Source organism: Paraburkholderia largidicola (assembly GCF_013426895.1).
Classification (GTDB): domain Bacteria; phylum Pseudomonadota; class Gammaproteobacteria; order Burkholderiales; family Burkholderiaceae; genus Paraburkholderia; species Paraburkholderia largidicola.
In genome coordinates this window covers 1,689,948-1,712,336 of record NZ_AP023174.1, presented here as the reverse complement: position 1 = coordinate 1,712,336, position 22,389 = coordinate 1,689,948, and the positions used below count along the sequence as shown (strand labels likewise).

General features: G+C 62.2%; 22 protein-coding genes. 12 read left to right on the top strand and 10 right to left on the bottom strand.

Translation table 11 applies throughout. The features are described from left to right. Position 1: 1 nt before the first annotated feature. Positions 2–925, top strand: coding sequence for a LysR family transcriptional regulator (locus tag PPGU16_RS07650; protein ID WP_180722381.1), 924 nt, complete (start codon positions 2–4; stop codon positions 923–925). Positions 926–974: 49 nt separating this feature from the next. Here PPGU16_RS07650 and PPGU16_RS07645 read toward each other — a convergent pair whose 3' ends face one another. Both PPGU16_RS07645 and PPGU16_RS07640 read right to left on the bottom strand, forming a co-directional pair. Further along, a complete protein-coding gene (locus PPGU16_RS07645) occupies positions 975–2,282 on the bottom strand; it encodes an MFS transporter (protein WP_180722380.1) in 1,308 nt (435 codons plus the stop codon). Positions 2,283–2,477: 195 nt separating this feature from the next. Next, complete coding sequence (locus PPGU16_RS07640; protein ID WP_197986837.1) at positions 2,478–3,197, bottom strand: carboxymuconolactone decarboxylase family protein; 720 nt, start codon at positions 3,195–3,197, stop codon at positions 2,478–2,480. A gap of 225 nt (positions 3,198–3,422) precedes the next feature. On the opposite strand from PPGU16_RS07640, the gene PPGU16_RS07635 reads away from it, so the two are divergent. From PPGU16_RS07635 to PPGU16_RS07620, 4 genes are all read left to right on the top strand, one after another. Beyond that, entirely contained in the window at positions 3,423–4,316 is an 894-nt protein-coding gene (locus PPGU16_RS07635; protein WP_180722378.1) for a LysR family transcriptional regulator, read from the top strand. Positions 4,317–4,430: 114 nt separating this feature from the next. Continuing rightward, positions 4,431–5,192, top strand: a complete 762-nt coding sequence (locus tag PPGU16_RS07630; protein WP_180722377.1) for a glucose 1-dehydrogenase — start codon at positions 4,431–4,433, stop codon at positions 5,190–5,192. A gap of 16 nt (positions 5,193–5,208) precedes the next feature. Next, entirely contained in the window at positions 5,209–6,213 is a 1,005-nt protein-coding gene (locus PPGU16_RS07625; protein ID WP_180722376.1) for an aldo/keto reductase, read from the top strand. A gap of 142 nt (positions 6,214–6,355) precedes the next feature. Next, positions 6,356–7,606, top strand: a complete 1,251-nt coding sequence (locus PPGU16_RS07620) for a multidrug effflux MFS transporter (RefSeq protein WP_180722375.1) — start codon at positions 6,356–6,358, stop codon at positions 7,604–7,606. Between the two features lie 86 nt (positions 7,607–7,692). On the opposite strand, the gene PPGU16_RS07615 is transcribed toward PPGU16_RS07620, so the two are convergent. Next, the gene (locus PPGU16_RS07615; RefSeq protein ID WP_180722374.1) at positions 7,693–7,896 is read right to left on the bottom strand and encodes a DUF3563 family protein; all 204 of its coding nucleotides are present in this window, start codon (positions 7,894–7,896) and stop codon (positions 7,693–7,695) included. Between the two features lie 227 nt (positions 7,897–8,123). On the opposite strand from PPGU16_RS07615, the gene PPGU16_RS07610 reads away from it, so the two are divergent. The 3 genes from PPGU16_RS07610 (at position 8,124) to flhC (ending at position 11,091) form a co-directional block, all read left to right on the top strand. Further along, on the top strand, positions 8,124–9,575 hold the full coding sequence (locus PPGU16_RS07610) for a sugar porter family MFS transporter (protein WP_274599975.1): 1,452 nt from the start codon (positions 8,124–8,126) through the stop codon (positions 9,573–9,575). Between the two features lie 536 nt (positions 9,576–10,111). Further along, entirely contained in the window at positions 10,112–10,432 is a 321-nt protein-coding gene (gene flhD, locus PPGU16_RS07605; protein WP_180722373.1) for a flagellar transcriptional regulator FlhD, read from the top strand. Positions 10,433–10,446: 14 nt separating this feature from the next. Next, entirely contained in the window at positions 10,447–11,091 is a 645-nt protein-coding gene (gene flhC, locus PPGU16_RS07600) for a flagellar transcriptional regulator FlhC (protein WP_180722372.1), read from the top strand. A gap of 79 nt (positions 11,092–11,170) precedes the next feature. On the opposite strand, the gene PPGU16_RS07595 is transcribed toward flhC, so the two are convergent. From PPGU16_RS07595 to PPGU16_RS07585, 3 genes are all read right to left on the bottom strand, one after another. Further along, positions 11,171–11,626, bottom strand: a complete 456-nt coding sequence (locus PPGU16_RS07595; RefSeq protein WP_180722371.1) for a lipoprotein — start codon at positions 11,624–11,626, stop codon at positions 11,171–11,173. A gap of 200 nt (positions 11,627–11,826) precedes the next feature. After that, the gene (locus PPGU16_RS07590) at positions 11,827–12,966 is read right to left on the bottom strand and encodes a porin (RefSeq protein WP_180722370.1); all 1,140 of its coding nucleotides are present in this window, start codon (positions 12,964–12,966) and stop codon (positions 11,827–11,829) included. A gap of 331 nt (positions 12,967–13,297) precedes the next feature. Beyond that, positions 13,298–13,519 (bottom strand): hypothetical protein, encoded by a 222-nt coding sequence (locus PPGU16_RS07585; protein ID WP_180722369.1) that lies wholly within the window; start codon positions 13,517–13,519, stop codon positions 13,298–13,300. 28 nt (positions 13,520–13,547) lie between these two features. Here PPGU16_RS07585 and PPGU16_RS07580 point away from each other — a divergent pair, with 28 nt between their 5' ends. Continuing rightward, positions 13,548–14,924 (top strand): GntT/GntP/DsdX family permease, encoded by a 1,377-nt coding sequence (locus PPGU16_RS07580; protein WP_180722368.1) that lies wholly within the window; start codon positions 13,548–13,550, stop codon positions 14,922–14,924. 7 nt (positions 14,925–14,931) lie between these two features. Here the strand turns inward: PPGU16_RS07580 and PPGU16_RS07575 are convergent, their stop codons facing one another. After that, positions 14,932–15,693 (bottom strand): Fic family protein, encoded by a 762-nt coding sequence (locus tag PPGU16_RS07575; RefSeq protein WP_180722573.1) that lies wholly within the window; start codon positions 15,691–15,693, stop codon positions 14,932–14,934. A 96-nt stretch (positions 15,694–15,789) separates the two neighbouring features. Next, positions 15,790–16,695, bottom strand: a complete 906-nt coding sequence (locus PPGU16_RS07570; RefSeq protein WP_180722367.1) for a LysR family transcriptional regulator — start codon at positions 16,693–16,695, stop codon at positions 15,790–15,792. A gap of 221 nt (positions 16,696–16,916) precedes the next feature. Here PPGU16_RS07570 and PPGU16_RS07565 point away from each other — a divergent pair, with 221 nt between their 5' ends. The 3 genes from PPGU16_RS07565 to PPGU16_RS07555 are packed head-to-tail and all read left to right on the top strand — an operon-like array spanning position 16,917 to position 20,787. Beyond that, entirely contained in the window at positions 16,917–18,338 is a 1,422-nt protein-coding gene (locus tag PPGU16_RS07565; protein WP_180722366.1) for a M20 family metallopeptidase, read from the top strand. 10 nt (positions 18,339–18,348) lie between these two features. Then, positions 18,349–19,671, top strand: coding sequence for an MFS transporter (locus PPGU16_RS07560; RefSeq protein WP_180722365.1), 1,323 nt, complete (start codon positions 18,349–18,351; stop codon positions 19,669–19,671). Positions 19,672–19,716: 45 nt separating this feature from the next. Next, entirely contained in the window at positions 19,717–20,787 is a 1,071-nt protein-coding gene (locus tag PPGU16_RS07555; RefSeq protein ID WP_180722364.1) for a serine hydrolase domain-containing protein, read from the top strand. Between the two features lie 25 nt (positions 20,788–20,812). On the opposite strand, the gene PPGU16_RS07550 is transcribed toward PPGU16_RS07555, so the two are convergent. Further along, positions 20,813–21,223, bottom strand: a complete 411-nt coding sequence (locus PPGU16_RS07550) for a cupin domain-containing protein (RefSeq protein WP_180722363.1) — start codon at positions 21,221–21,223, stop codon at positions 20,813–20,815. Beyond that, on the bottom strand, positions 21,220–22,389 hold the full coding sequence (gene ampC / locus PPGU16_RS07545; protein ID WP_180722362.1) for a class C beta-lactamase: 1,170 nt from the start codon (positions 22,387–22,389) through the stop codon (positions 21,220–21,222). Before ampC ends, PPGU16_RS07550 begins: the two co-directional genes overlap by 4 nt.

Here is a 22,389-nt window from a genome sequence, read left to right as displayed (position 1 = left end):
CATGATCGCGCCCGCCTCGACCATCCGGAAACGACTCCGCCTGCGCCATCTGCAACTGATGCATGCGCTCTCCGAAACTGAATCGCTACGCAGCGCCGCCGACGAACTCGCGATGACCCAACCCGCGGCCACCAAGGCGTTGAAGGAACTGGAAGACACCATCGGCGTGTCGCTATTCGTGCGGCATCCGCGCGGCATGGAGGCGACCGTCTACGGCGAGGCAGTGATGCGCTATGCGCGCGTGATGTTCGAGGATCTCGATGAACTGCGCGAGGAACTGGCCGCCATCGAGGCGGGCGATATCGGCAAGGTGCGCATCGGCGCCGTGATGGCGCCCGCGCCGGAGCTGCTGACGCGCGTGATCGTGCAGTTGAAGGAGGCACACCCCCGTCTGCAGATCAGCGTGCAGATCGATACCAGCGACGTGCTCGTGCAGGCCTTGCAGCAAGATCAGCTCGATATCGTCGTCGGGCGCATTCCGTATGGCTTTCCCGCGCTGGATCTGAGCTTCGAGACTTTGTCGGAGGAGGCGCTTTCCATCGTCGCGCGGCCGGACCATCCGGCGCTCGGCATTCCGGGCAGGCCGAAGCTCGTGCAGTTGTCGAAGTTCGCGTGGATCGTGCAACCCCATCCCAGTCCGATGCGCGAGATCATCGACCAGACTTTCAGGGAATCGCGCGTGGCCGCGCCGGAAAGCACCGTGGAGACGTCATCGATTCTCACCACGCTCTCGCTGCTGCGGGATTCGGACATGCTGGCCGTGCTGCCGTCATCCGTGGCGGACTACTATTCGGCGCTCGGCACGATTGCATCGCTGGGTACGCCGTTACGCGGCCGGCTCGCGCCTTATGGGCTGATTCTGCGGAAGAACCGGCGCATCAGTCCGGCAACGCAACTGGTGATCGAGGCGATTCGCACCGCGTAAAAACAAAGACCGCCCTCCTTCGCGAAGGCGGTCTCTTTTTTTATGCGCTTCAGCGACTCTGCTCGGCCAGCTTCAATCCGTGTTCACCGGAAGCGTCGTCAGGCTGCGCATCCAGCTTGATATCCGGACGCATGAAAAACGTCATCACGATGCCCACCGTCAGCAAGCCCAGCGACCCGATGAACGGCAACGTCCAGTTTCCCGTCCGATCGACGATGAAGCCAAAGGCGATCGGCGAGAAAATGCCGGCAATGGCCGAGCCTGCGTTCACGAGTCCGCTCGCGATGCCCACGTGTTTCGGCGTGATGTCCATGGGCACGGCCCAGATCGGCCCAATGGTCAGTTCGAGGAAGAAGAACGACAGGCTCAACGAGGCAGCCATGACGGGCAGCGAATCGACGATCATCACGGGCGCGAGAAACACCAGTGCGCCCAGAAAGGCGACGATGATCATGTTGCGTCGCGCGGCAACCACGTTGCCCGTTCGTTTCAGAATGCGATCCGACAGCATCCCGCCTGCTGTATTGCCGACCACGCCCGAAAGAAACACGCCCGCCGAGAACAGCGCCGAACTCTTGAGATCGAGGCCGCGCCCGTGCATGAAGAAGGTCGGCAGCCAGGTGAAGAAAAGCCAACCCGTCCAGCCGTAGCAGAAGTAGACGATCATGGTTGGACCAATGCGCCTGATGAGCCTGCCCCATGGCGTCGGCTCGCGCGTCGTCTTCGCCGATACCATCGTTTCCGGCGGCAGTTCGGCCACTTCCTCCCGCGTGATGTGCCGATGCTTGCGCGGGTCGTCCTTGAAGTACCAGGCATAGACCACGAGCCAGACGGCGGTGAGCGCGCCGACCAGCAGGAACGACGCTCGCCACGACGCGAAGGCGACGAGCAGCGCGATCAGCGGCGGCGTCAGCGCGTTTCCGAGGCGCGAGAACGAATGTGTGAGGCCCTGGACGAAGCCGCGCTTGCTCGCCGGATACCAGTTGACGAGCGCACGCGCCTGCGCGGGCAATGCGGCGCCTTCGCCGACGCCTAGCAGCATTCGCGCGCAGAACAGCGACGCCACACCGCCCGCGACACCCGTCGCGACCGTGGCGATGATCCAGATCGTCGCGCAAAGCATGAGCGTGGTCTTCGCACCCACGCGGTCACTGAACCATCCGCCGATCACCTGGAAGATCGCATATGTGTAGGCGAACGCGCCGAATACGAAACCGACATTGGTATTGGAAAGATGCAGGTCGTCGCGAATCAGTCCCGCGGCGGCGGAAAGATTCACGCGATCGAGATACATGATGAACGACATCGCGCACATCAGCGCGAGGACCGACCGTGTGACTCTTGGGCGATGCGGCATGTCTTTGTCTCCTCCAGGGCTTTTGCGCGCTAGCGCGCTCTTCTTGAGGGCGGACCGCGATTCGAGGTCCGCCGCACCAAAGTCTGGAGAGAACTCTGATAGCCGTCTATTGAAATCGGCTTATGGGACGATTCCCACTGGTTATCGCTGTGTGAGCGGCGAGGCGTGACTTTTCGTCGGCGAGGCGCCGCCCGCTCAGTGTGCACGCTTCTCAAAGACGTCCTTGACCACCGGCAGCGCGGAAAAGACCTTAGGCCAACCGGCATAGAAGGCGAGTTGCGTCATCACCTCCGACGCTTCGTCTCGGGTCAGGCCGTTATCCATCGCACGATTGAGGTGATAGGCGATCTGCGCAACCTGCCCCGTGGCAACGAGCGCGCTGACCGTCACGAGGCTGCGGTCGCGTGGCGCGAGACCGGGGCGCAACCAGAGATCCCGGAACAGCACATCGGTCGTGAATTGCACGACGCCCGGCGCGACGGTGCCGAAATTTTGCTGCACGGTGCCCGCCCGCTTCGCCTCAGTGGCTTCGTCGAGCGGCAGCATCTTGACCGTGGCAGGCGGTATCTGATCTGCCTTGACGCCGCGCTGGTCAAATACGGCCTTCGTGACGCCGACCGCCGATGTCGCATTGGCCCAGCCCGAGTAAAACGCGAGATGCGTAATGATCTCCGAGATCTCACCCGGCTTGACGCCGTTATCGAGTGCAAGGTTGAGGTGGTGAGGCAACTCGACCGTCTGATTGCGTGCAATCAGTACCGACAGCGTCACGATGCTGCGATCGCGCGGCGACAGTTGTGGACGCTTCCACACATCTCCTGACAGCGCATCTGTTGAATACTTTTCGAGCGCTGGCGAGACCGCACGCACGTCCTCGGGCGTCGGAACGGGGGGAAGCGAATGGCTTTTTTCCATAGTGATATTCCTTTGCATTTGCGAACAGGCGGAAAGCGTCAGGCAAACCGACCCGAGCAATATGACGAACCTGTTCACGTGTGATGTCCTTGCGCGAGGGGAGCCAGAATCGGGGTGTCAATGCCAAAGGCCGCACGAGCCAGCACGGGCCTTACAAAGATATCCAGGCATACCCCGTCTGACTAGACGCTAAAATCGGCATACACCTATGAAACGGGTTCATCAATGCCACGCGAAAATTTCAACGACCTGCTTGCATTCATCGCCGTCGCGCGCGAGCGCAGTTTTACACGCGCCGCAGCCCAACTCGGCGTATCGCAATCAGCGTTGAGCCACACGATCCGGGCGCTCGAAACGCGTCTCGGTCTTCGGCTCCTGACCCGCACGACGCGCAGCGTCGCCCCGACGGAGGCCGGCGAGCGACTACTCGAGACTGTCGCGCCTCGCTTCGAGGAAATCGAGGCCGAACTGGCCGCCGTCACCGAACTTCGCGATATGCCGGCGGGCACGATCCGCATCACGGCGACCGACTACGCGACCAGGACCATCCTGTGGCCAAGACTGTCTAAAGTGCTTCGTCGCTATCCCGAGATCAAGGTCGAAATCATCACGGACTACGGTCTCTCGGATATCGTCGCGGATCGCTATGACATCGGCGTTCGCAACGGCGATCAGGTCGCGAAGGACATGATCGCCGTCCGTGTCGGCCCCGACATGCGCATGGCCGTTGTCGGCACGCCCGCTTACCTGCAAAAGCACGCGGCCCCGAGGAAACCGCAAGACCTGATCGCCCACAATTGCATCAACCTGCGTCTCCCTACCCATGGCGGCTTCTACGCATGGGAACTAAGGAAAGGACAGCGGGAGGTCCAGGTGCGTGTGGAGGGGCAGCTTGCCTTCAATGGCACCTATCAGATGCTCGATGCGGCCTTGTCGGGTTATGGACTCGCCTACATTCCGGCAGACGTCGCTCAGCCGCATATCACGGCGGGCCGCCTTGTCTGGGTGCTCGAAGACTGGTCGCCGACATTCGCGGGCCTCCATGCGTATTACGCAAGCCGCCGCCAGTCCTCGCGTGCGATGAACGTAGTGATCGACGCGCTCCGCTACCGCCCCTGAACACGGTCGTTTGATTCATGAACGAGAGACATAAGAGCTTGCAGTTTTAAGGTCTTTATCGATAGACGCTAAATTCCTATCATTTCACCTGGTCAGCATTCAGGTGAGACGGACATGAACGGCATGTTTCAAGGCAAGGTCGCGCTGGTGACGGGCGCGGGTTCAGGACTGGGGCTTGCCGCAGCACAGGCATTTGCCGCCGAAGGCGCTTCCGTGGTACTCGCGGATGTCGACGAAGGCGCGGTTAAAGCAGCCGCCGCCAGGCTTGTCGCTTCAGGTCATCAGGCGCTTGCCGTACGCTGCGACGTTGCCGACGAGGCGCAAGTCAAAGCGATGGTCGATCTGACTGTCGCGACCTACGGACATCTCGATGCGGCGTACAACAACGCAGGCATCAACAGTCCTGTCGCCGAAACGGCCGACGCCAGCGGCGACGAGTTCGAACGCGTGAACGGCGTGAACCTGCGTGGCGTGTGGAATTGCATGAAATACGAACTGCTGCAGATGCGCGAACAGCGAAACGGCGCGATCGTCAACTGCTCGTCGCTCGGCGGGCTCGTGGGTATTGCGGGACGTGGCGTGTATCACGCGTCGAAGCATGGCGTCATCGGACTCACGAAAAGCGCCGCGCTCGAATACGCAGCGAGAGGCGTCCGCATCAACGCCGTGTGCCCCGGCATCATTGAAACGCCGATGGTCGCGGAGATGCTGGCGCGCGAGCCCGAGGCGATGAAAGCGCTCATGAAGGAGCAGCCCATCGGCCGGCTCGGACGGTCCGATGAGATCGCCGCGGCCGTGCTCTGGTTGTGCAGCCCAGGCGCGAGTTTCGTAATCGGTCACGCGCTCGCCGTCGATGGCGGCTACACCGCTCGTTAATCAGAAGGAACACGACATGGAATACGGATATCTGGGCCGCAGCGCCCTCAAGGTTTCGCCCTTGTGCCTGGGCGCGATGATGTTCGGCGGCGAAACCGACGAAGCCACTTCGAAACGCATCATCGACAAGGCTTTCGATCAGGGCATCAACTTCATCGACACGGCTGACGTCTATCACGCCGGCCGCTCGGAAGAAATCGTCGGCCGCGCGATCGCCGAGCGTCGCGATAGCTGGGTGGTTGCGACGAAGTTCGGCTATCCGACCACGCAAGGTCCGAACGAACAGGGACAGTCGCGCAAGTGGATCATGCAATCGGTCGAGGCGAGCCTCAGGCGCCTGGGCACCGACTACATCGACGTCCTGTACTTTCATCGCGCGTTGCTCGATGCACCGCTCGAAGAAGGCGTGCGTGCGATTGGCGATCTGATCCGTCAGGGCAAGGTGCGCTATTTCGGCGTGTCGAACTTCCGGGGCTGGCGCATCGCCGAGATCGTGCGGCTCGCCGATCAGCTCGGCATCGACCGGCCGGTTGCGAGCCAGCCGCTGTACAACATGGTGGACCGTACTGCCGAGGTTGAACAGTTGCCGGCGGCCGCGCACTACGGCGTGGGCATCGTCTCCTATAGCCCACTTGCCCGTGGCGTGCTGACGGGCAAGTATGCAGTGGATGCTCCCCCGCCCTCGGACACACGGGCGGGCCGCGGCGACAAGCGCATCCAGCAGACGGAATGGCGGCCGGAGTCGCTGGCGATTGCGCAAAAGGTAGCGGCGCACGCCGCCGGGCGCGGCACGACGTCGATCGCGTTCGCGCTGGCGTGGGTACTCAAGAATCGGCTCGTCAGTGCGGCGATTGGGGGTCCGCGTACGGAAGCGCATTGGGATAGCTATATCGAAGCGCTGAACCTGCAACTCGGACCCGACGACGAAAAATTCGTCGATAGCCTGGTGCCACCTGGACATGCATCGACGCCGGGTTACACCGACCCGGGGTACCCGGTCGAAGGTCGCCGGGCGCTCTAGATATGGACCCCGTCAGAAGCACTTTCCGAGGCACCCGATTATGCCTGTAGCGTCGCGCCGCTTACTGACTACGGCCGCGATCAGCACCTCACGCTTCTGATGTAGCCCATACTATTGCCAGGTACCGCCACCACATCCGCTCATGCCAACAGACCATCAATCGACCGCCGCCGCGAAGCATGATGCTCAACATCATCGCGTGCGGACGCTGCTGATCCTCAGCACGTTGATGGCTTTCGCGTCGATCTCGACGGATCTCTACCTTCCCGCATTACCCGCCATGGCCGATGCGCTCCACGCCGACCCCGGCACACTGCAACTGACGATCTCGGGATATCTGATTGGCTTCAGCCTGGGCCAGTTGTTGTGGGGACCGGTCAGCGATCGTCACGGCCGCCGGTTACCGGTGGCAATCGGCCTTGTTCTTTTTATCTTCGGCTCCGCTGGCTGCGCGATATCGCAGGACGCACACACCCTCATTGGCTGGCGCGTGCTGCAAGCAGTCGGCGCATGCGCAAGCGTGGTCATTTCCCGCGCCATGGTGCGCGATCTGTACAGCGGCGCACGCGCCGCGCAAATGATGTCGACGCTGATGACCGTCATGGCCATTGCGCCGTTGATAGGACCGAGCGTCGGTAGCCTGATTCTCCACGTTGCGTCATGGCGGGCGATCTTCTGGGTACTCGTCGTCGTCGGCATCGCAACGCTCGCAGGGCTTTATTGCCTCCCTGAGACCTTGCCCCGGGAGCGCCGCATTCGCGCACCACTCGGGAACTCACTTGCCGGTTATGCCAGCCTGTTGCGCAATCGAAGCGTGCTCGGATATTCCGTCAGCGTAGGATTTTTCTACGGCGGCATCTTTGCGTACGTTGCGGGTACGCCGTTCGCGTACATCACCTATCACCACGTGTCGCCGCAGCACTACGGCGTGCTGTTCGCTGCGGGAATCGTCGGCATCATGATCACCAACCAGGTCAACGCCCGGCTTGTCCTGCGTTTCGGCGGCGATCGTCTGATGCGTTTTGGCGCAATCGTAGCGGGGCTCATGGGTGCCCTCCTCGCGTTCGATGCGGGATCGGGATGGGGCGGCTTGACCGGCCTCGTGCTGCCGCTGTTCCTTTTCGTCTCGACCAACGGTTTCATCAACGCCAATGCAATCACGGGTGCGCTTGGCGCTTGCCCCGAGCGCGCAGGCGCCGTCTCCGCACTGATCGGCTCGATACAGTATGGCGCCGGTATTGCGGGCTCGGCGCTGATCGGTTTCTTCGCGGACGGCACGCCGCGCCCAATGGCATACGTCATTGCGTTGATGGGCATCGGTTGCTGGCTCTCGACGCGCCTTCTCGTGCCACGCGAAAGCGTCAGGCAAACATGTGCAAACACCATTGCCTGACGCGCAGCGGGTTCGCCATAGCGATTGACTCGCAGTGACGATTCGATCCGCCTGTCTGCCGGACGAGCCGCGATACTGCAAACGACTCAATGCTTCGAGACAAACGAATTCTGATCGCGAGATACCGATCCGCAAAACGGCATGCGGTACGCGTGCTCTTCCTCGTCGACCTGCCGCATGCGGCGTTCGAGATCAGCCAGATCGCTCGACGACGCGAGATAGTCGCCGTGCGAAGAAACGTCGTGGCCGGACACCATTTTTCCGAGGAGGTGGGAAAGGCGTGCAAACATGATGTGCTCCTTGTCGTGTAAAGGGCGGCGCTCGCAGTGTTGCGTCACCACCCGACACAGCGCACATGAAACAGGTTTGGTGAACCCGCTTCACATGCACCGCTGATGTGAAGCAGATTAAGGCCCGTGAATTAGCTTCGAATGAGCATTGCGCGGGACGGAAAGGATTGCGTGCCCTCATCCAGCGCTAATTCTCATATTCGATCATGGACACAGATGGGCGATTGATGCCAAAGCGCCCGACCATGACTGATATGAGAAGCCCCCAGGAGACACATCAAATGAGCACGCTCGCTGACAGCATCGCCCCCACCCGTTCGAGATCCAGACGCTATGGCCTCTTCGTTTGCCTCATGGCAGCGCTCGCCGGCCTGCTGTTCGGTCTCGACATCGGCGTGATTTCAGGCGCCCTGCCCTTTATCGCGAAGCATTTCGTTCTGAATGACCGCTCGCAGGAATGGATCGTCAGTTCGATGATGGTCGGCGCGGCAATCGGCGCACTGAGCGCGGGCTGGCTGTCGTGGCGCCTCGGACGCCGCTACGCGCTTGCGCTGGCGGCGGTACTGTTCATCGTGGGCTCGCTATGGTCGGGGTTCGCGGGCAGTCCCGCCGATCTGATCGGCGCGCGCCTGCTGCTGGGCCTCGCCGTCGGCATGGCGTCCTTCACGGCGCCGCTCTATCTTTCGGAGGTGGCGCCGAGACAGGTGCGCGGGGCCATGATCTCCACTTATCAACTGATGATTACAGTGGGGATTCTCGCGGCCTTCCTGTCGAACATCGGGCTTTCCTACGTGGCCGACTGGCGCTGGATGCTGGGCGTTATCGCGATCCCCGCCGCGATCTTCCTGGCGGGCGTCCTCGCCCTCCCCGACAGTCCGCGCTGGCTGCTTCAGCGCAACCGCGCAGCGGAAGCTCGCACCGTCCTCGAGCGTCTCCACTGCAATCCGGCTGACGTTCAAGCCGAACTCGAACAGGTCACCGAGGACAACACGCGACCCCAGCGGGGATGGAGCCTGCTGCGCAAGAACCCGAACTTTCGCCGTTCGGTGCTGCTCGGCATCGTGCTGCAGCTCACGGGCATCAACGTCGTGATGTACTACGCGCCGCGCATTTTCGCGCTGGCCGGCTTCGGCACCCATGAGCAGCAATTGTGGGCTACCGTCATCGTCGGCCTTGTCAACGTCGTGGCAACGTTTGGCGCAATCGCCTTCGTCGATCGTTGGGGCCGCAAGCCGATTCTCTACGCGGGATGCGCGGTCATGGCATTCGGAATGTGCTCTCTCGGGTTTCTGCTGCATGCCGGCGTGGCAGGTCTCACGGCGCAGATTCTGGCTGTCGCGGCGCTGCTGCTCTTCATCGCAGGCTTCGCCATGTCGGCGGGTCCTCTTGTGTGGATTCTCTGCTCGGAGATTCAACCCCAGCAGGGACGGGACTTCGGCATCGCTGTCTCAACCCTGGTCAACTGGGTGGCCAACATGGCCGTCGCGGCCACGTTCCTCAGCCTGTTGTCGACGGTTGGCGAAGCGAACACCTTCGTGCTGTATGCCATCCTCAATGTGATCTTCGCGGTCGTGGTGTTCTTTTATGTACCCGAGACTCGCGGTGTCTCGCTCGAGAAGCTGGGTAACGACCTGATGGCCGGCAAGCGTCTGCGTGATCTGGGCAAGGCTGACAAGTGACCTCGACGCGGTCGCCGGCTTTCCCCTGCGCCGCGCAAGAGATATCAAACGTCCTCGGCTGAACAGACCGCAAATATCGAGAGCCGCAAGCCCGAGATTCGAGGCGACCGTGTCAGGTGGCATATCCTGCCACCTGACATTCACGCGCAGATCGCGATTAACTTCGCCATCAACTACCTGGCAGCAGAAATCTCGCCAGACGGCCTCCCAGTCGCCTCCCGTTAAAGAACCGCGTAGCAATCCGCGTGCTCGAGGATGACAGTACTTTTGTGAAATCATAGTCAAATGCCTGCGATCGCATTCAGACCAGATAAATCCGATTCACAACGCATCGAAAAACCATATAAATCAGTTGGCGTTTCTTATTTAAAATTAGATCCATAAAGCCTTTGTAAAAAACAAATGGCCTGTCAGAAAGTCACTTCATACAATTATTTCCATTCGCCGCGCGTGTGTGGTTCAACGCGGCAACCCGCAGAATGAATTTCGCATTCCGGCAAAAAGCCAGAAAGCATTCGGGGAATGGGGAGTAGAAAATGGACCGTAGCAGCGAAGTGATCGAACAGATCCGCGAAATCAATCTGTCGTACATCATGCTTGCGCAGCGCATCCTCCGAGAGGACAGGGCAGTCGGCATGTTCCGTCTGGGCCTGTCGTCGCAAGTGGCCGACATTCTCGCCGGTCTGTCACTCGCGCAAATCGTCAAGCTGGCCAGTTCAGAGCAGCTTCTTTGCTCGTTCCGCTTCAACGATCACGCGCTGCTGTCGGCATTGACGCATACCTCGAAGCACGCGGAAGTGACCGCCACGCACGCCGCCATCTTGCTAGCGGGTCAGCCCGCAACCCAGTCCGGTTAAACCCAGGCGTTGCCATGTCGAAGAAAAGCCTCGCCGAAGACGCACAGGAAGTGTTCCGCGCGATCGCACTGATCGAACTGGGCGCGCGGATGCAAGTGCTCGAAACCGAACTGACGCTCTCGCGCGACCGCTTGATCCGTCTGTATCGCGAGGTCAAGGGCGTGTCGCCGCCCAAGGGCATGCTGCCGTTCTCCGCCGACTGGTATACGACGTGGCTTGCAAACATCCACGCTTCACTCTTCTACAACACGTACCGTTTCCTGAGAGACGAAGCGCGCTGCTCGCATCTGGATGCGCTGACCAAAGGCTACCGCCTCTATCTGGAACATTGCCATCACAGCCAGAGCGAATCGGTGCTCGACCTGACGCGTGCCTGGACGCTGGTGCGCTTCTTCGATGCCGACCTCCTGCAACTGACGCCCTGTAGCCGTTGCAGCGGCAAGTTTATTGGTCACAAGCATGACCTGCAGCACAACGTCGTGTGCGACGCGTGCCAGCCGCCGTCGCGCGCCGGCAAGACGAAGAAAGCGGCTGCCGCGAAGCGCGATGCGCAACGGCAACTCGTCGAAGTGCTCCACGATGCCGTCGAAGTAGAGTTGGGTAAGCTGGGCGAGAGCGTCGCGCCCGGCGTCTTCGAGGAAGCCGTGTTGGCCGCCTGATGCCGCGCAACGCTGCTGCCCTGCCGCACTCGACGACATGCCGCAACCGCCCTGCGCGCCGCCGCCGAATCAGCGCGACTTATTGCCCCGACACCTGCTTCCTGACAAACGCGACATACCCATTCTGCGTTTTCAGGATCTTGCTTGCGCAGTCGTCATAGTCCGAGCCCTTCGCGTTGTCCGGCCCATACATGCCGCGACACTGCGCGAACAGCGTGAGCGTCGCGCCACCGGGGTGCGCGACACGCGTCGCCGAGAACGACACCTTCCCTGAGCTGTAAGGCACATCGGTTTCGATCGCCACGGCGTCCGCGCGCGTGACGGAGGTATCGGAATGCTGCTCGACATAGCGCTTCGTCGCTACCCACGCGGCGTCGCACTGCGCGCCGTTGCAATCGACGGCCGCATTGCGCTGTGCAGCGGCAAGGCTGGTTTCGTTGTGCTCGTATTCCTGGGCCTGGCGCGCCTCCTTTTCGGCAGACGAGCAACCTGCGAGCACGAGTGCGGCCAACGCAACGACATGGATTTTTTTCACGAGTGAAGCTTCCTTTGCGACAGTCGAGCGCGATTATAGCTGTGCGACAGATGCGTACACAGATCCGCTCGTAAAAGCGCAAACGCGCGCCCCGCCGGAACGGGACGCGCGTCAGTCAAACTCTCGCAGCAGACGCGGCACGCACCCGGTTAGAGCACGCCCCGCAAATCCCGCGATGAATGAGATGCGTGACTCACGGCTTAGAAGCGGTGACGGATACCGACGGTGCCGACCACTTGCGAATCCGTCGACGAAGCGCTCACGCCGACGATATGCGCGGTAACACCCGAGTTGCCCGTGCTGCCGACATGCTGATACGCCGCTTCAGCATACACATCGGTGCGCTTCGACAGTGCGTAATCCGTTTGCAGCGTGATCTGGTGGTACTTCGGATCGACGCCTTGCAGGCTTGCATCGGTGTACGTGTAGGCACCCGACAGCGTCCACGCCGGCGAGAGCGCGTAACGGCCATTCAGTTCGAAGTTGGTGAAGTGCGCGCCCGAGCCGTTCAGCGTGAAGCCGCTCGACGTGCCCGATGCCGTTGCGCCGATCGACGTCGCATTCGCCAGTTGCGTCTGCGTGAACACGAAGCCGACGTTAGCCGGGCCGAACGCGTAGCTGACGCCCGCGCCGTACGTGCGTTGACGCGAAGCCGTGAAGGTGGCGTCGCTGCTCACGGCGCCGCTCGAATTGCTCGTGCCTGCGCCGTTCAGTTGCAGGTAAGCCGCCGCAACCTTCAGGCCGCCGAACGTGTACGTCGCGCCGACGCTATACGCGCGGTTGTCCGAGAAGCCGTCCGCTTCGTTCGAGAAGCCATACATCGCGCCGACCTTGAAGCCTGCGTAATCGACGCTCTGATACTTGACCGAGTTGCTGACGCGGAACGAGTTGTTGAGGTTGTCGTTGTCGTACGGGTGCGAGGCGAGCGTGCCGCCGTATTGCGTGCCGTTCAGCGACAGCGGGCCCAGGTTGTCGACGAGATTGTCGTACTGGCGGCCGAGCGTGACGGAGCCGTACTGGTTGCTTGCAAGCCCGACGAAGGCCTGGCGGCCGAACAGGCGGCTGTTCTGGCCCATGTTGCCGTTCGACAGATTGAAGCCGCTTTCCAGTGTGAAGATTGCCTTCAGGCCGTTGCCGAGATCTTCCGAACCACGCAGGCCCCAACGGTTGCCGTTCAGGATGCCGCTGGCCTGCTGGATGTTGCTATGGCCGCCAGAATTGCTGGAGTACGTCAGGCCCGTATCGAGCAGGCCGTAGAGCGTGACGGAATTCTGAGCGTGCGCGGCACCAGCCGTGCCAAACAAAGCGAGCGAGAGGGTCGAGAGTACGAGCTTTTTCATCTTTTCTCCATATTCCGATAACGAATGCTATCGTGGCGCGGAGAATATCTGATTGAATCGGCTTTGCGACTTTGTCGTTGCGTTTAAACCACCCCTTAAACGCTTTCTCAATCTTCCTTGTAATGGCATTCGTAATTTTGATGCTGCAGAACTTCATATGAAATGGGGCGCATCCCTCTCGCGGATGCGCCCCAAGTGCCCAATTCTAGCCGTTCTCGGAATACAGGCCTGCGGATTTTATGGGTCTTCTGTTGAATCCACAAGCTCTGCGTCGCGCATTATCCTTTCGCATTCTTATAATGGTAAGGTAATGCAATAATATCCCTGAATTTCAACTCATTTTAAATCGACCAATAAATAATTGATAAATCGGCGTATTGATTTTTCGCGGCATTCGGGCATTGCACGCCGATACTTCATTCGTGACGTATCGCGTTTGCCCGCCAGCAGGAATCTGAAAGCAGCCGCTGTTACCATCGGGCGCACTGCGCCAGCCCACCTGCTGCTCGCTGTTACGGCCAGCACGCACGCGCGAATCTTCCAACCACATCATCTACGCTCGAACAGACAAGAGACATCCTGTGCATCTCACCGCTCCCCTGAGTCCGTGGTCCGCCCACGACACACGCCTGATCCTTTCGTGCGCGCTCGGTCTTGCGCTCATCATCGTCTTCATCAGCGCGCTCAAGCTCGCGCCGTTCCTGTCGATCCTGATCGGCACATTCGCCGCGGGCTTCACCGCGCAGCTACCGCTCGAAACCGTGGCCAGCTCGTTCAGCAAGGGCGCGGGCGCACTGCTGGGCGACGTCGGCATCATCATTGCGCTCGGAGCGATGCTGGGCGCGCTGATGGCCGATTCGGGCGCCGCCGACCGGCTCGTGTCGACGATTCTCGAACACTCGACGCCGCGCCGTCTGCCCTGGCTGATGGCGCTCGTCGCGATCATCATCGGTTTGCCGCTGTTCTTCGAAGTGGGCCTCGTGATGATGGTGCCCATCATCTTCGTGATGGCGCGCCGCTCGCAGCAGCCGATCCTGCGTATCGCGATTCCCGCGCTCGCCGGCATGACGACGCTGCACGCACTGCTGCCGCCGCATCCGGGTCCGCTGATCGCCGTGAGCGCGCTGCATGCCGATCTCGGCATTACGCTCGGCCTTGGGCTGATCGTCGCGATTCCCGCAGTGATCCTTGCAGGTCCGCTCTATGGCATCGCGCTGTCGAAGCGCATGCAGATCGCAGAGCCGGAAGAAATGGGCAAGCTGTTTCGCGCCGGGTCGGCGCAAACCGATCTGCCCGGCTTTGCCATATCGCTGGTGACGATTCTGATGCCCGTCGTGCTGATGCTCGGGCGCACGGTGGCGAAACTCGCGCTCGCGAAAGACACGCTGTTGTTCGACACGCTCGACTTTCTCGGCGAGCCGATCATCGCGCTCGGGCTGACGGTGATTTTCGCGATCATCGCGCTTGGCTGGTCGCGCGGCATGTCGCGCGATCGCGTCGGCGGCATCCTGCGCAAGAGTCTGCCGCCCATCGCGGCGCTGCTGCTGACCATCGGCGCGGGCGGCGGCCTGAAGCAGACACTCGTCGCCGCAGGCATCAGCACGACGATCGGCAAGATCGCCGTCGGCGCGCACATGCCGCTGCTGTTGCTCGCGTGGCTGATCGCCGTCGCGCTGCGTCAGGCGACGGGCTCGGCCACGGTCGCGACCACCACGACGGCGGGCATCGTGGCGCCTGTCGTCGCGGGCCTGTCGGTGACGCACAACTCGCTGATGGCGCTCGCCATCGGCGCAGGATCGGTGTTCTTCTGCCACGTCAACGACGCGGGCTTCTGGATGGTCCGCGAATACTTCGGGCTGCAACTGAAGCAGACGGTGTTCGTGTGGTCGATCTTGCAGACGATCGTGTCGGTGGTGGGGCTGGTGGGGACGCTGGTGTTGTGGGGGGTGTTGAGCTGACGAATCTTCAGCGTTCGCTACGCAAGCCCAGAACCTGCAAGTAGGTGTCGAGCGAACGCTGAACGGCTTGCGCGACGAGCTGCGTGATCGCGCCATAGTCGCCGCTTACGCACGCATCATCGAGTGCATCGTAGTAGGCGAGGCGATCTTCCTTGCGGATGATCGCTGGCGGATAGCCAGCCTTCATCAATTCGAAATTCAGCAACAGGCGAGCCGTGCGCCCGTTTCCATCCACGAAGGGATGAATCTTGATGAAGCGCGTATGCAGTTCGGCTGCACGTGTGATCGGATGAAGCGCTTGTGCCTGAGCATGCCACTCGATAAGTGACGCCATTTCCGCCGGCAGATGGAGAAAATCAGGAGGCGTGGTGCTTGCGCCCGCAATCACCACGTTCTCCTGGCGATATCGCCCGGCTTCGCCCTCGTCGATGCCTTTCAGAACGAGGGCGTGAATGTTGCGGATTTGCCACTCGGATAATGGCTCATCCTTCGCTACAAGTTCCTCGACGTAGAGGATGGCATCGCGGTGGTTGGTCGCTTCGAAGTGTTCGTGAAGCGACTTGCCACCTACCGTGATGCCCTCCAGCACCACTTTGGTCTCGCGCAACGTGAGCGTATTGCCTTCGATTGCATTGGAGTGATACGTCCACTCCAATGCCAGCTTTTCTCGCAGCGTTGCAAGCGAGTGCTTCGGTAACGGACGTGCCGAATCGAGCTTCGACTTGTCGTTATCGATAGCTTCGAAGGGTGTGGCGGAGTGGAGGGTCATCTGATTTCTAAACACACAAGATACGTCGCATCGGCGGTGCGCATGTGCCAGATCATAGCATCGCACCTGAGCGACACGTCCCCGATAGACAGGCGCTCAATCCACCACCTCCGGCTCCCCGATCGCCCGCATCAACAGCTCGACGAACGCCTGCATCGTATGCGGCAGCGTGCGGCCCGCCATCGTCTGAACCTGCAGCGTGCGCTGATGCAACTCCGCGTTCGTAATCGGCACGGCGGCCAGTCCGTCGACATCGAGCCGGCTGCGCACCGTCAGATAGCCCGTCAGCGTGACGGCATCGGTGAGCCGCACGAAGCTCTGCAGCGCCGCGTGATAGTTGCTGACGAACACCGGCTCGAAGATCAGCCCTTCGAGGCTGCATGAGATATCGAACAGTTGCCGGATCGTCACGCCCTGGTTGTCCATGGCGAGCGGCCACGGCGTGAGATCCCTCAACGACACCGACTCGCGCGCCGCCAGCGGATGGCCGCGCCGCACGAGCGCGTAAATCGGCGCGCGCTGCGAATAGTGCACGTTGATCTCCTTCTCCGGCGCGATGCTGAAGCACACGGCGATATCCGCCGTCCCTTCCCTCACCCGCTGCGTCGCCACGGAAGGCGCCGAGACGTCGAGCTGAAAATGCGTCGACGGCCAGGTCTTCAGGAAATGCGCGAACACCTGCGGCAGAAAATGCGGCGCGACGCCTTCGGAACTGGCGACACGTATCGTCGCCCGGCCCTCCTCGCTTAGTCCGCGAATTTCGCCGACCACGCGCTCGGCTTCGAGCAGGCTGCGCCGCGCATGCTCGGCCAGCACGCGCCCCGCGTCGCTCAGCACCATGCCGCGCGGACGCCGCTCGAATAGCGGCGTGCCCAGTTCCTCCTCGAGCTTGCCGATCTGCCGGCTCAACGCCGACACGGCGACGAAGAGCCGCTCCGACGCCTTGCTCAGCGACCCGCTGCGAGCCACTTCCAGAAAGTAACGCAGTGCTGTGTTGTCCATGTCCGCTTTGCCGTTTTGGCAACGATTCGTGGCAAATATTGTAATTGTGCAGAAATATCGGCGACCGCACGATCGATTCGACTGCTTTCCATGATCCGCGTGAAAGCTGATCGACTCGCCAAGGGCCCCGAGTAGGCGCTAAAGCGCCAACTCGGGCCGACATGCCATGGGATCAGAGTAAGGCGCTGAAGCGCCCACTCTGATCGACAGGAGACCCGCCGTTGAATCGTGACATCGCCATCCAAAACGCCGCCAGCCAGTTCGATTCCGGCCGCTTTCTCGACGATCTGCGGCGCCGCGTCGCGTACCGCACGGAGAGCCAGGAGGCCGATAGCGGCGCGCGCCTGCGCGGCTATCTCGACGACGAACTGACGCCCCTGCTCACGCAATGGGGCTTCACCTGCCGCATCGTCGATAACCCGGCGCAGGGCGCGGGCCCGTTCCTGATCGCGCATCGCCACGAAGACGACGCGCTGCCGACCGTCCTCAGCTACGGCCACGGCGACGTCGTGCGCGGCTACGACGCGCAATGGCGCGACGGCCTCTCGCCGTGGGACGTGACCGTCGACGGCGAACGCTGGTACGGTCGCGGCACCGCCGACAACAAAGGCCAGCACAGTATCAATCTCGCCGCGCTGAAAGCCGTGCTCGACGCGCGCGGCGGCAAGCTCGGCTTCAACCTGAAACTGCTGTTCGAAACGGGCGAAGAAGTCGGCTCGCCCGGCTTGCATGCGCTATGCACGCAACTGCGCGAAGAACTCGCCGCCGACGTGCTGATCGCGTCCGACGGCCCGCGCCTGTCCGCGCATCGACCAACGCTATTTCTCGGCTCGCGCGGCCTCGTCAATTTCAAGCTCGAACTGAAGTTGCGCGACGGCGGCCATCACTCGGGCAACTGGGGCGGGCTGCTGCGCAATCCGGGCGTGGTGCTGGCGAATGCGATCGCATCGATGGTCGATGCGAACGGCAAGATTCTCGTCGAAGGGCTGCGCCCGCCGCCCATTCCCGACCCGGTGCGGCGCGCGCTGTCCGGCATCGCCGTGGGCGGCAATCCCGGCGAACCCACCGTCGATACCGACTACGGCGAGCCGGGCCTCACGCCCACCGAGCGCGTGTTCGGCTGGAACAATCTCGAAGTGCTCGCCTTCCGCACGGGCAACCCCGAAAAGCCCGTCAACGCGATTCCGCCATCGGCTGTCGCGTACATGCAGATCCGCTTCGTGGTCGGCACGGACTGGCAGAAGCTGGAAACCATCGTTCGCGAGCATCTGGACGGGCACGGTTTCGGCATGATCGAACTGGACGTGGAACGCGGCGCGCCCGCGACGCGCGTCGATCCCGACAACGCGTGGGTCCAGTGGGCGCTGCGCTCGCTGCGTCACACGACGGGCGACGAACCCGTGCTGCTGCCGAACCTGGGCGGCACGCTGCCCAACGACGTCTTCGCCGATGTGCTCGGCATGCCGACGCTATGGGTCCCGCACTCGTATCCCGGCTGCTCGCAGCATGCGCCGAACGAGCATCTGCTCGGCCCCGTCGTACGCGACGGACTTCGCATCATGGCTGGACTTTTCTGGGATCTCGGCGCGCAACAAGCCGGCGCAATCAATCCCGCACCGCATGTTTCGACAACCCTTGCATAAGGAAGTCGCAATGAACGTGGATTCCGTCACCGCGCATCACCCTGCTCACCCTTCGCATGAAGCCCATCAAGCGTCTTCACAGCCGGTGTCGGGCAAGAGCGTCTCGCGCCTGATCGTCGCGACCTCGATCGGCAATGCGCTCGAGTTCTACGACCTGATCGCCTACGGCTACTTCGCGACCACGCTGTCGAAGCTGTTCTTTCCCGCCCACAACGCGACGATCTCGCTGCTGCTCACGCTCGGCACGTTCGCGCTGTCGTATCTCGCGCGGCCCATCGGCGCGCTCGTGCTCGGCTCGTATAGCGACCGCAAGGGCCGCAAGGCGTCGCTGACGCTGTCGATTGCGATGATGACGGTCGGCACCGGGATGGTCGCGCTGATGCCCACGTACGCGACGATCGGACTGCTCGCGCCCATCGGCATTTTCGTGTCGCGGCTGTTGCAAGGGTTTTCGGCAGGCGGCGAGTTCGGGAGCTCGACGGCGTTCCTGATCGAACACGCACCGGAGCGCAGCGGCTTCATGTCGAGCTGGCAGTTTTCCAGCCAGGGCGCCAGCACGCTGCTCGCGTCGGCATTCGGCGCGGTGCTGACGGGCATGTTGACGCAGCCGCAACTGGAAGGCTGGGGCTGGCGCATTCCGTTTCTGTTCGGCATGCTGATTGGCCCGGTCGGGTTGTACATCCGCCGGCGCATCGACGAGACGCCCGAGTTCGAGCGCATCGAAAAAGCCCACTCCCCCGTGCGCGAACTGCTCGCGACGCAGAAGTCGCGCGTGCTGGTGTCGATCGGCGCGCTGGTGCTGACCACGACGGCCAACTACATGATCCTGTACATGCCGACTTACGCTGCGCGGCAACTCGGTCTGGCGCCTTCGTCGGGCTTCATCGCGACGCTGATCGCGGGGTTGATCGTCACGGTGCTCACGCCCATTGTCGGACACTGGTCGGACAAGGTGGGCCGCACGCGCATCATGCTCGGGGCAGGCGCGCTGTTTTTCCTGACCGTGTATCCCGCCTTCATGTTCATGAACGCGCACCCGTCGCTGCCTACTCTGCTCGCCGCCGTCACGTGGGTCGCATTGCTGAAGGCCACCTACTTCGCGCCGATCCCCGCGCTGATGGCCGAGCTGTTCCCGCCCCGCACGCGCACGACGGGCATGGCGTTCGGCTACAACATCGGCACGACGATTTTCGGCGGCTTCACGCCGCTCGCGGTGGCGTCGCTGATCGCGGCGACGGGCAACAACCTCGCGCCGGGTCTCTATCTGATGATGGCCGCCGTCGTGAGCCTGTTGACGTTGGTCTGGGCGCGGGCGCGGCTGAACGCACATTGAAGCGGATCACATTGAATCGAATCCATCAGCAAGGAACAGGCACGTATGCAACACGATTTGCCGCAGGACATCCGCGACGCTATCCATTTTTCGATCGACCACGAATCGGCGTGGGACCGCAACGCCGACGGCAAGTTCGGCGTGCATGTGAACGATCCGCCGCCGTGGAACCGGCTGCTCGGGCCGATCCATGACCGCGGGCCGGTGTCGGGCGCGGTCGCCGTCGATGGCCGGCTGCTCGCGACATGGGGCGAGCCGGATCGCGCCGACCTGACGTTCAGCATCGCCAAGACCTACCTCGCGCTGCTGGCAGGCGTCGCGCACGATCGCGGCCTGCTGCCCGATCCGGACGAACCGGTGCGCGTGCGTGTGCCCGGCATCGGCTTCGACGATCCGCACAACGCGCCCATTACGTGGACGCAACTGTTGCAGCAGACGAGCGAGTGGCAAGGCAAGTGCTTCAGTCTGACCGATCAGGCCGATCACTATCGCGCCGTGACGTTCGGCGATCCGCCCAACGGCAAAAAAGGCGATCTGCGCCCGTTGCAGCCGCCCGGCACGTACTGGGAATACAACGACGTGCGTATCAACCAGTTGTCCCTCGCGCTGCTGCATCTGTTCGGCAAGCCCTTGCCCGAGGTGTTTCGCGAGGCCATCATGCGGCCCGTCGGCGCGAGCGAGAACTGGCAATGGGTCGGCTATGACGACGCGTGGATCGACATCGATGGTACGCGCGTCCAATCGGTGCCGGGCGGTTCGCACTGGGGCGGCGGCATGTCGGTGAGCGCGAACGATCAACTGAAAGTTGCGCAGATGCTGCTCGACGGCGGCGTCGCCAACGGACGTCGCGTGCTGTCGGCCGAATGGATCGCGCGGATGCAAACGCCCTGCGCGCTCGCGCCGTACTACGGGTATCTGGTGTGGCTCAACACGGGTCGCCGCGTGTTTCCGGGCGTGCCCGAAACGAGTTACTTCGGCGTCGGCGCGGGCAGTTCGTTCATGTGGATCGAGCCGGAGCGACGCATCGCGTTGATCGTGCGCTGGCTCGATTCGCAGTTCGCGGATGCGTTCTTCGGCAAGATGCTGCACGCGATCGATACGGTGTGCGCGCGATAACCATCGCGCGCATCGTATCGGTCGATCAATCCGACGACGCCGGAACGTTGAATGGCTTGCCCGGCGTATGGACCCAGCTTGCGAGTACCTTGGCGCCGGACGGCCCGGCCTTCGTGACATGCACGACGTTGGCCGGCAGCGCGAAGGACTCGCCCGCGCGATACACATGCACCGCCTGGCCGTCGATCTGCACGGTGACCTCGCCTTCCAGCACATAGCAGAGTTCCGGTCCCGTCGCCTTGTGACGCGGCTTGGACGCATTGGGCGGAAATTCGGCGATGCCCATGCCCAGCTCGCGATCGGTTTGCACGACGGGCGCTCGTTGCAGGACGATCGTTTCCTTGGCTTCGGGCGCTTTATCGGCGGCATGTGCAGAGTGCACGCAACCACACGCGCATGTGACAAGCGTCGCCGCGATGAAACGTACGCGATTCATGGCTGCTCCAGCGACGTCAATATCTTGTGCGCGGCAGCGACCCGGTCGAGGATCGGGAAATTCCGGTTACCGAGAATCACGATGCCAATACGTCGGGACGGCACGAACGCCACGTATGAGCCGAAGCCGTTCGTCGAGCCCGTCTTGTTGATCCACACGTTGTCCTTTGGCGCTTCGGGCGGCTCGATCTTCGTGACGGGGTTGGCATCGAGCGCCATCGAGGGCGCGTTGCCTTCCATCAGCGCGTTCAACGAAACAGGATACGGGTATTGCTCCCAGATCAGATCCTGCGTCATCGGGCCTGCCTGGAAGTAGCCGGTATGCGTGTCGATGATCGCGCGTTGCAGTGGCGCGTCGAGCTGGACCTGCTTCATGTTGGCTTCGATGAAGCGCAGCATGTCGGCGGCCGTCGATTTGACGCCGTACGCTTCGGGTGCAAACTCGCCGCCCGCCATGCGGATCGGTTTGCCCGTCTTCGTATAGCCTTGCGCGTAGTCAGGTGCTCTGTCGACGGGAACGTCGATGAAACTGTTTTTCAGGCCCAGCGCAGGAAAGAGCCGCCCCTCGATCAACGCGGTGAAATCCCGTCCCATACTCTTTGCCGTGATCATGCCCAACGCGCCGATGCCGGGGTTCGCGTACGTGCGGACCGTGCCCGGCGCATGGGCGGGACGCCAGGCATGGAACCAGCGGATCATCTGATCGTCGTTCTGGATGTCGTCGGGCACCTGCAAGGGCAGACCGCCCGGCGTATGGGTGCCGAGATTGAGCAGGCTCACATTGCCGAACGGCGTGCCGCGCAGCGTCGGCAGATACGTCGCGACGCTGTCGGTCAACGACAACTCGCCGTCGACATGCGCCCATGATGTCAGCGTCGCCGTGAAGGTCTTGCTCACCGAGCCGAGTTCGAACAGCGTTGCGTCGGTGACAGGCATGCCCGTTTCCGTCGATGCCACGCCGTAGTTGAACACCGCCGCCCTGCCGTCGACGATCACGCCGACGGCCATGCCGGGAATCTTGTCTTTTGTCATCAACGGTTGTATCGCCGCGTCGACTGCGTGTTTGATGTTGGCTTGCGGCGCGTCGGCTGCGTAACTCGCGCCCGAGGTCATCCACATCGCGCAGAGCATGGCCGCAGCCCGCGCACTGACAGTACCGAACTTCAT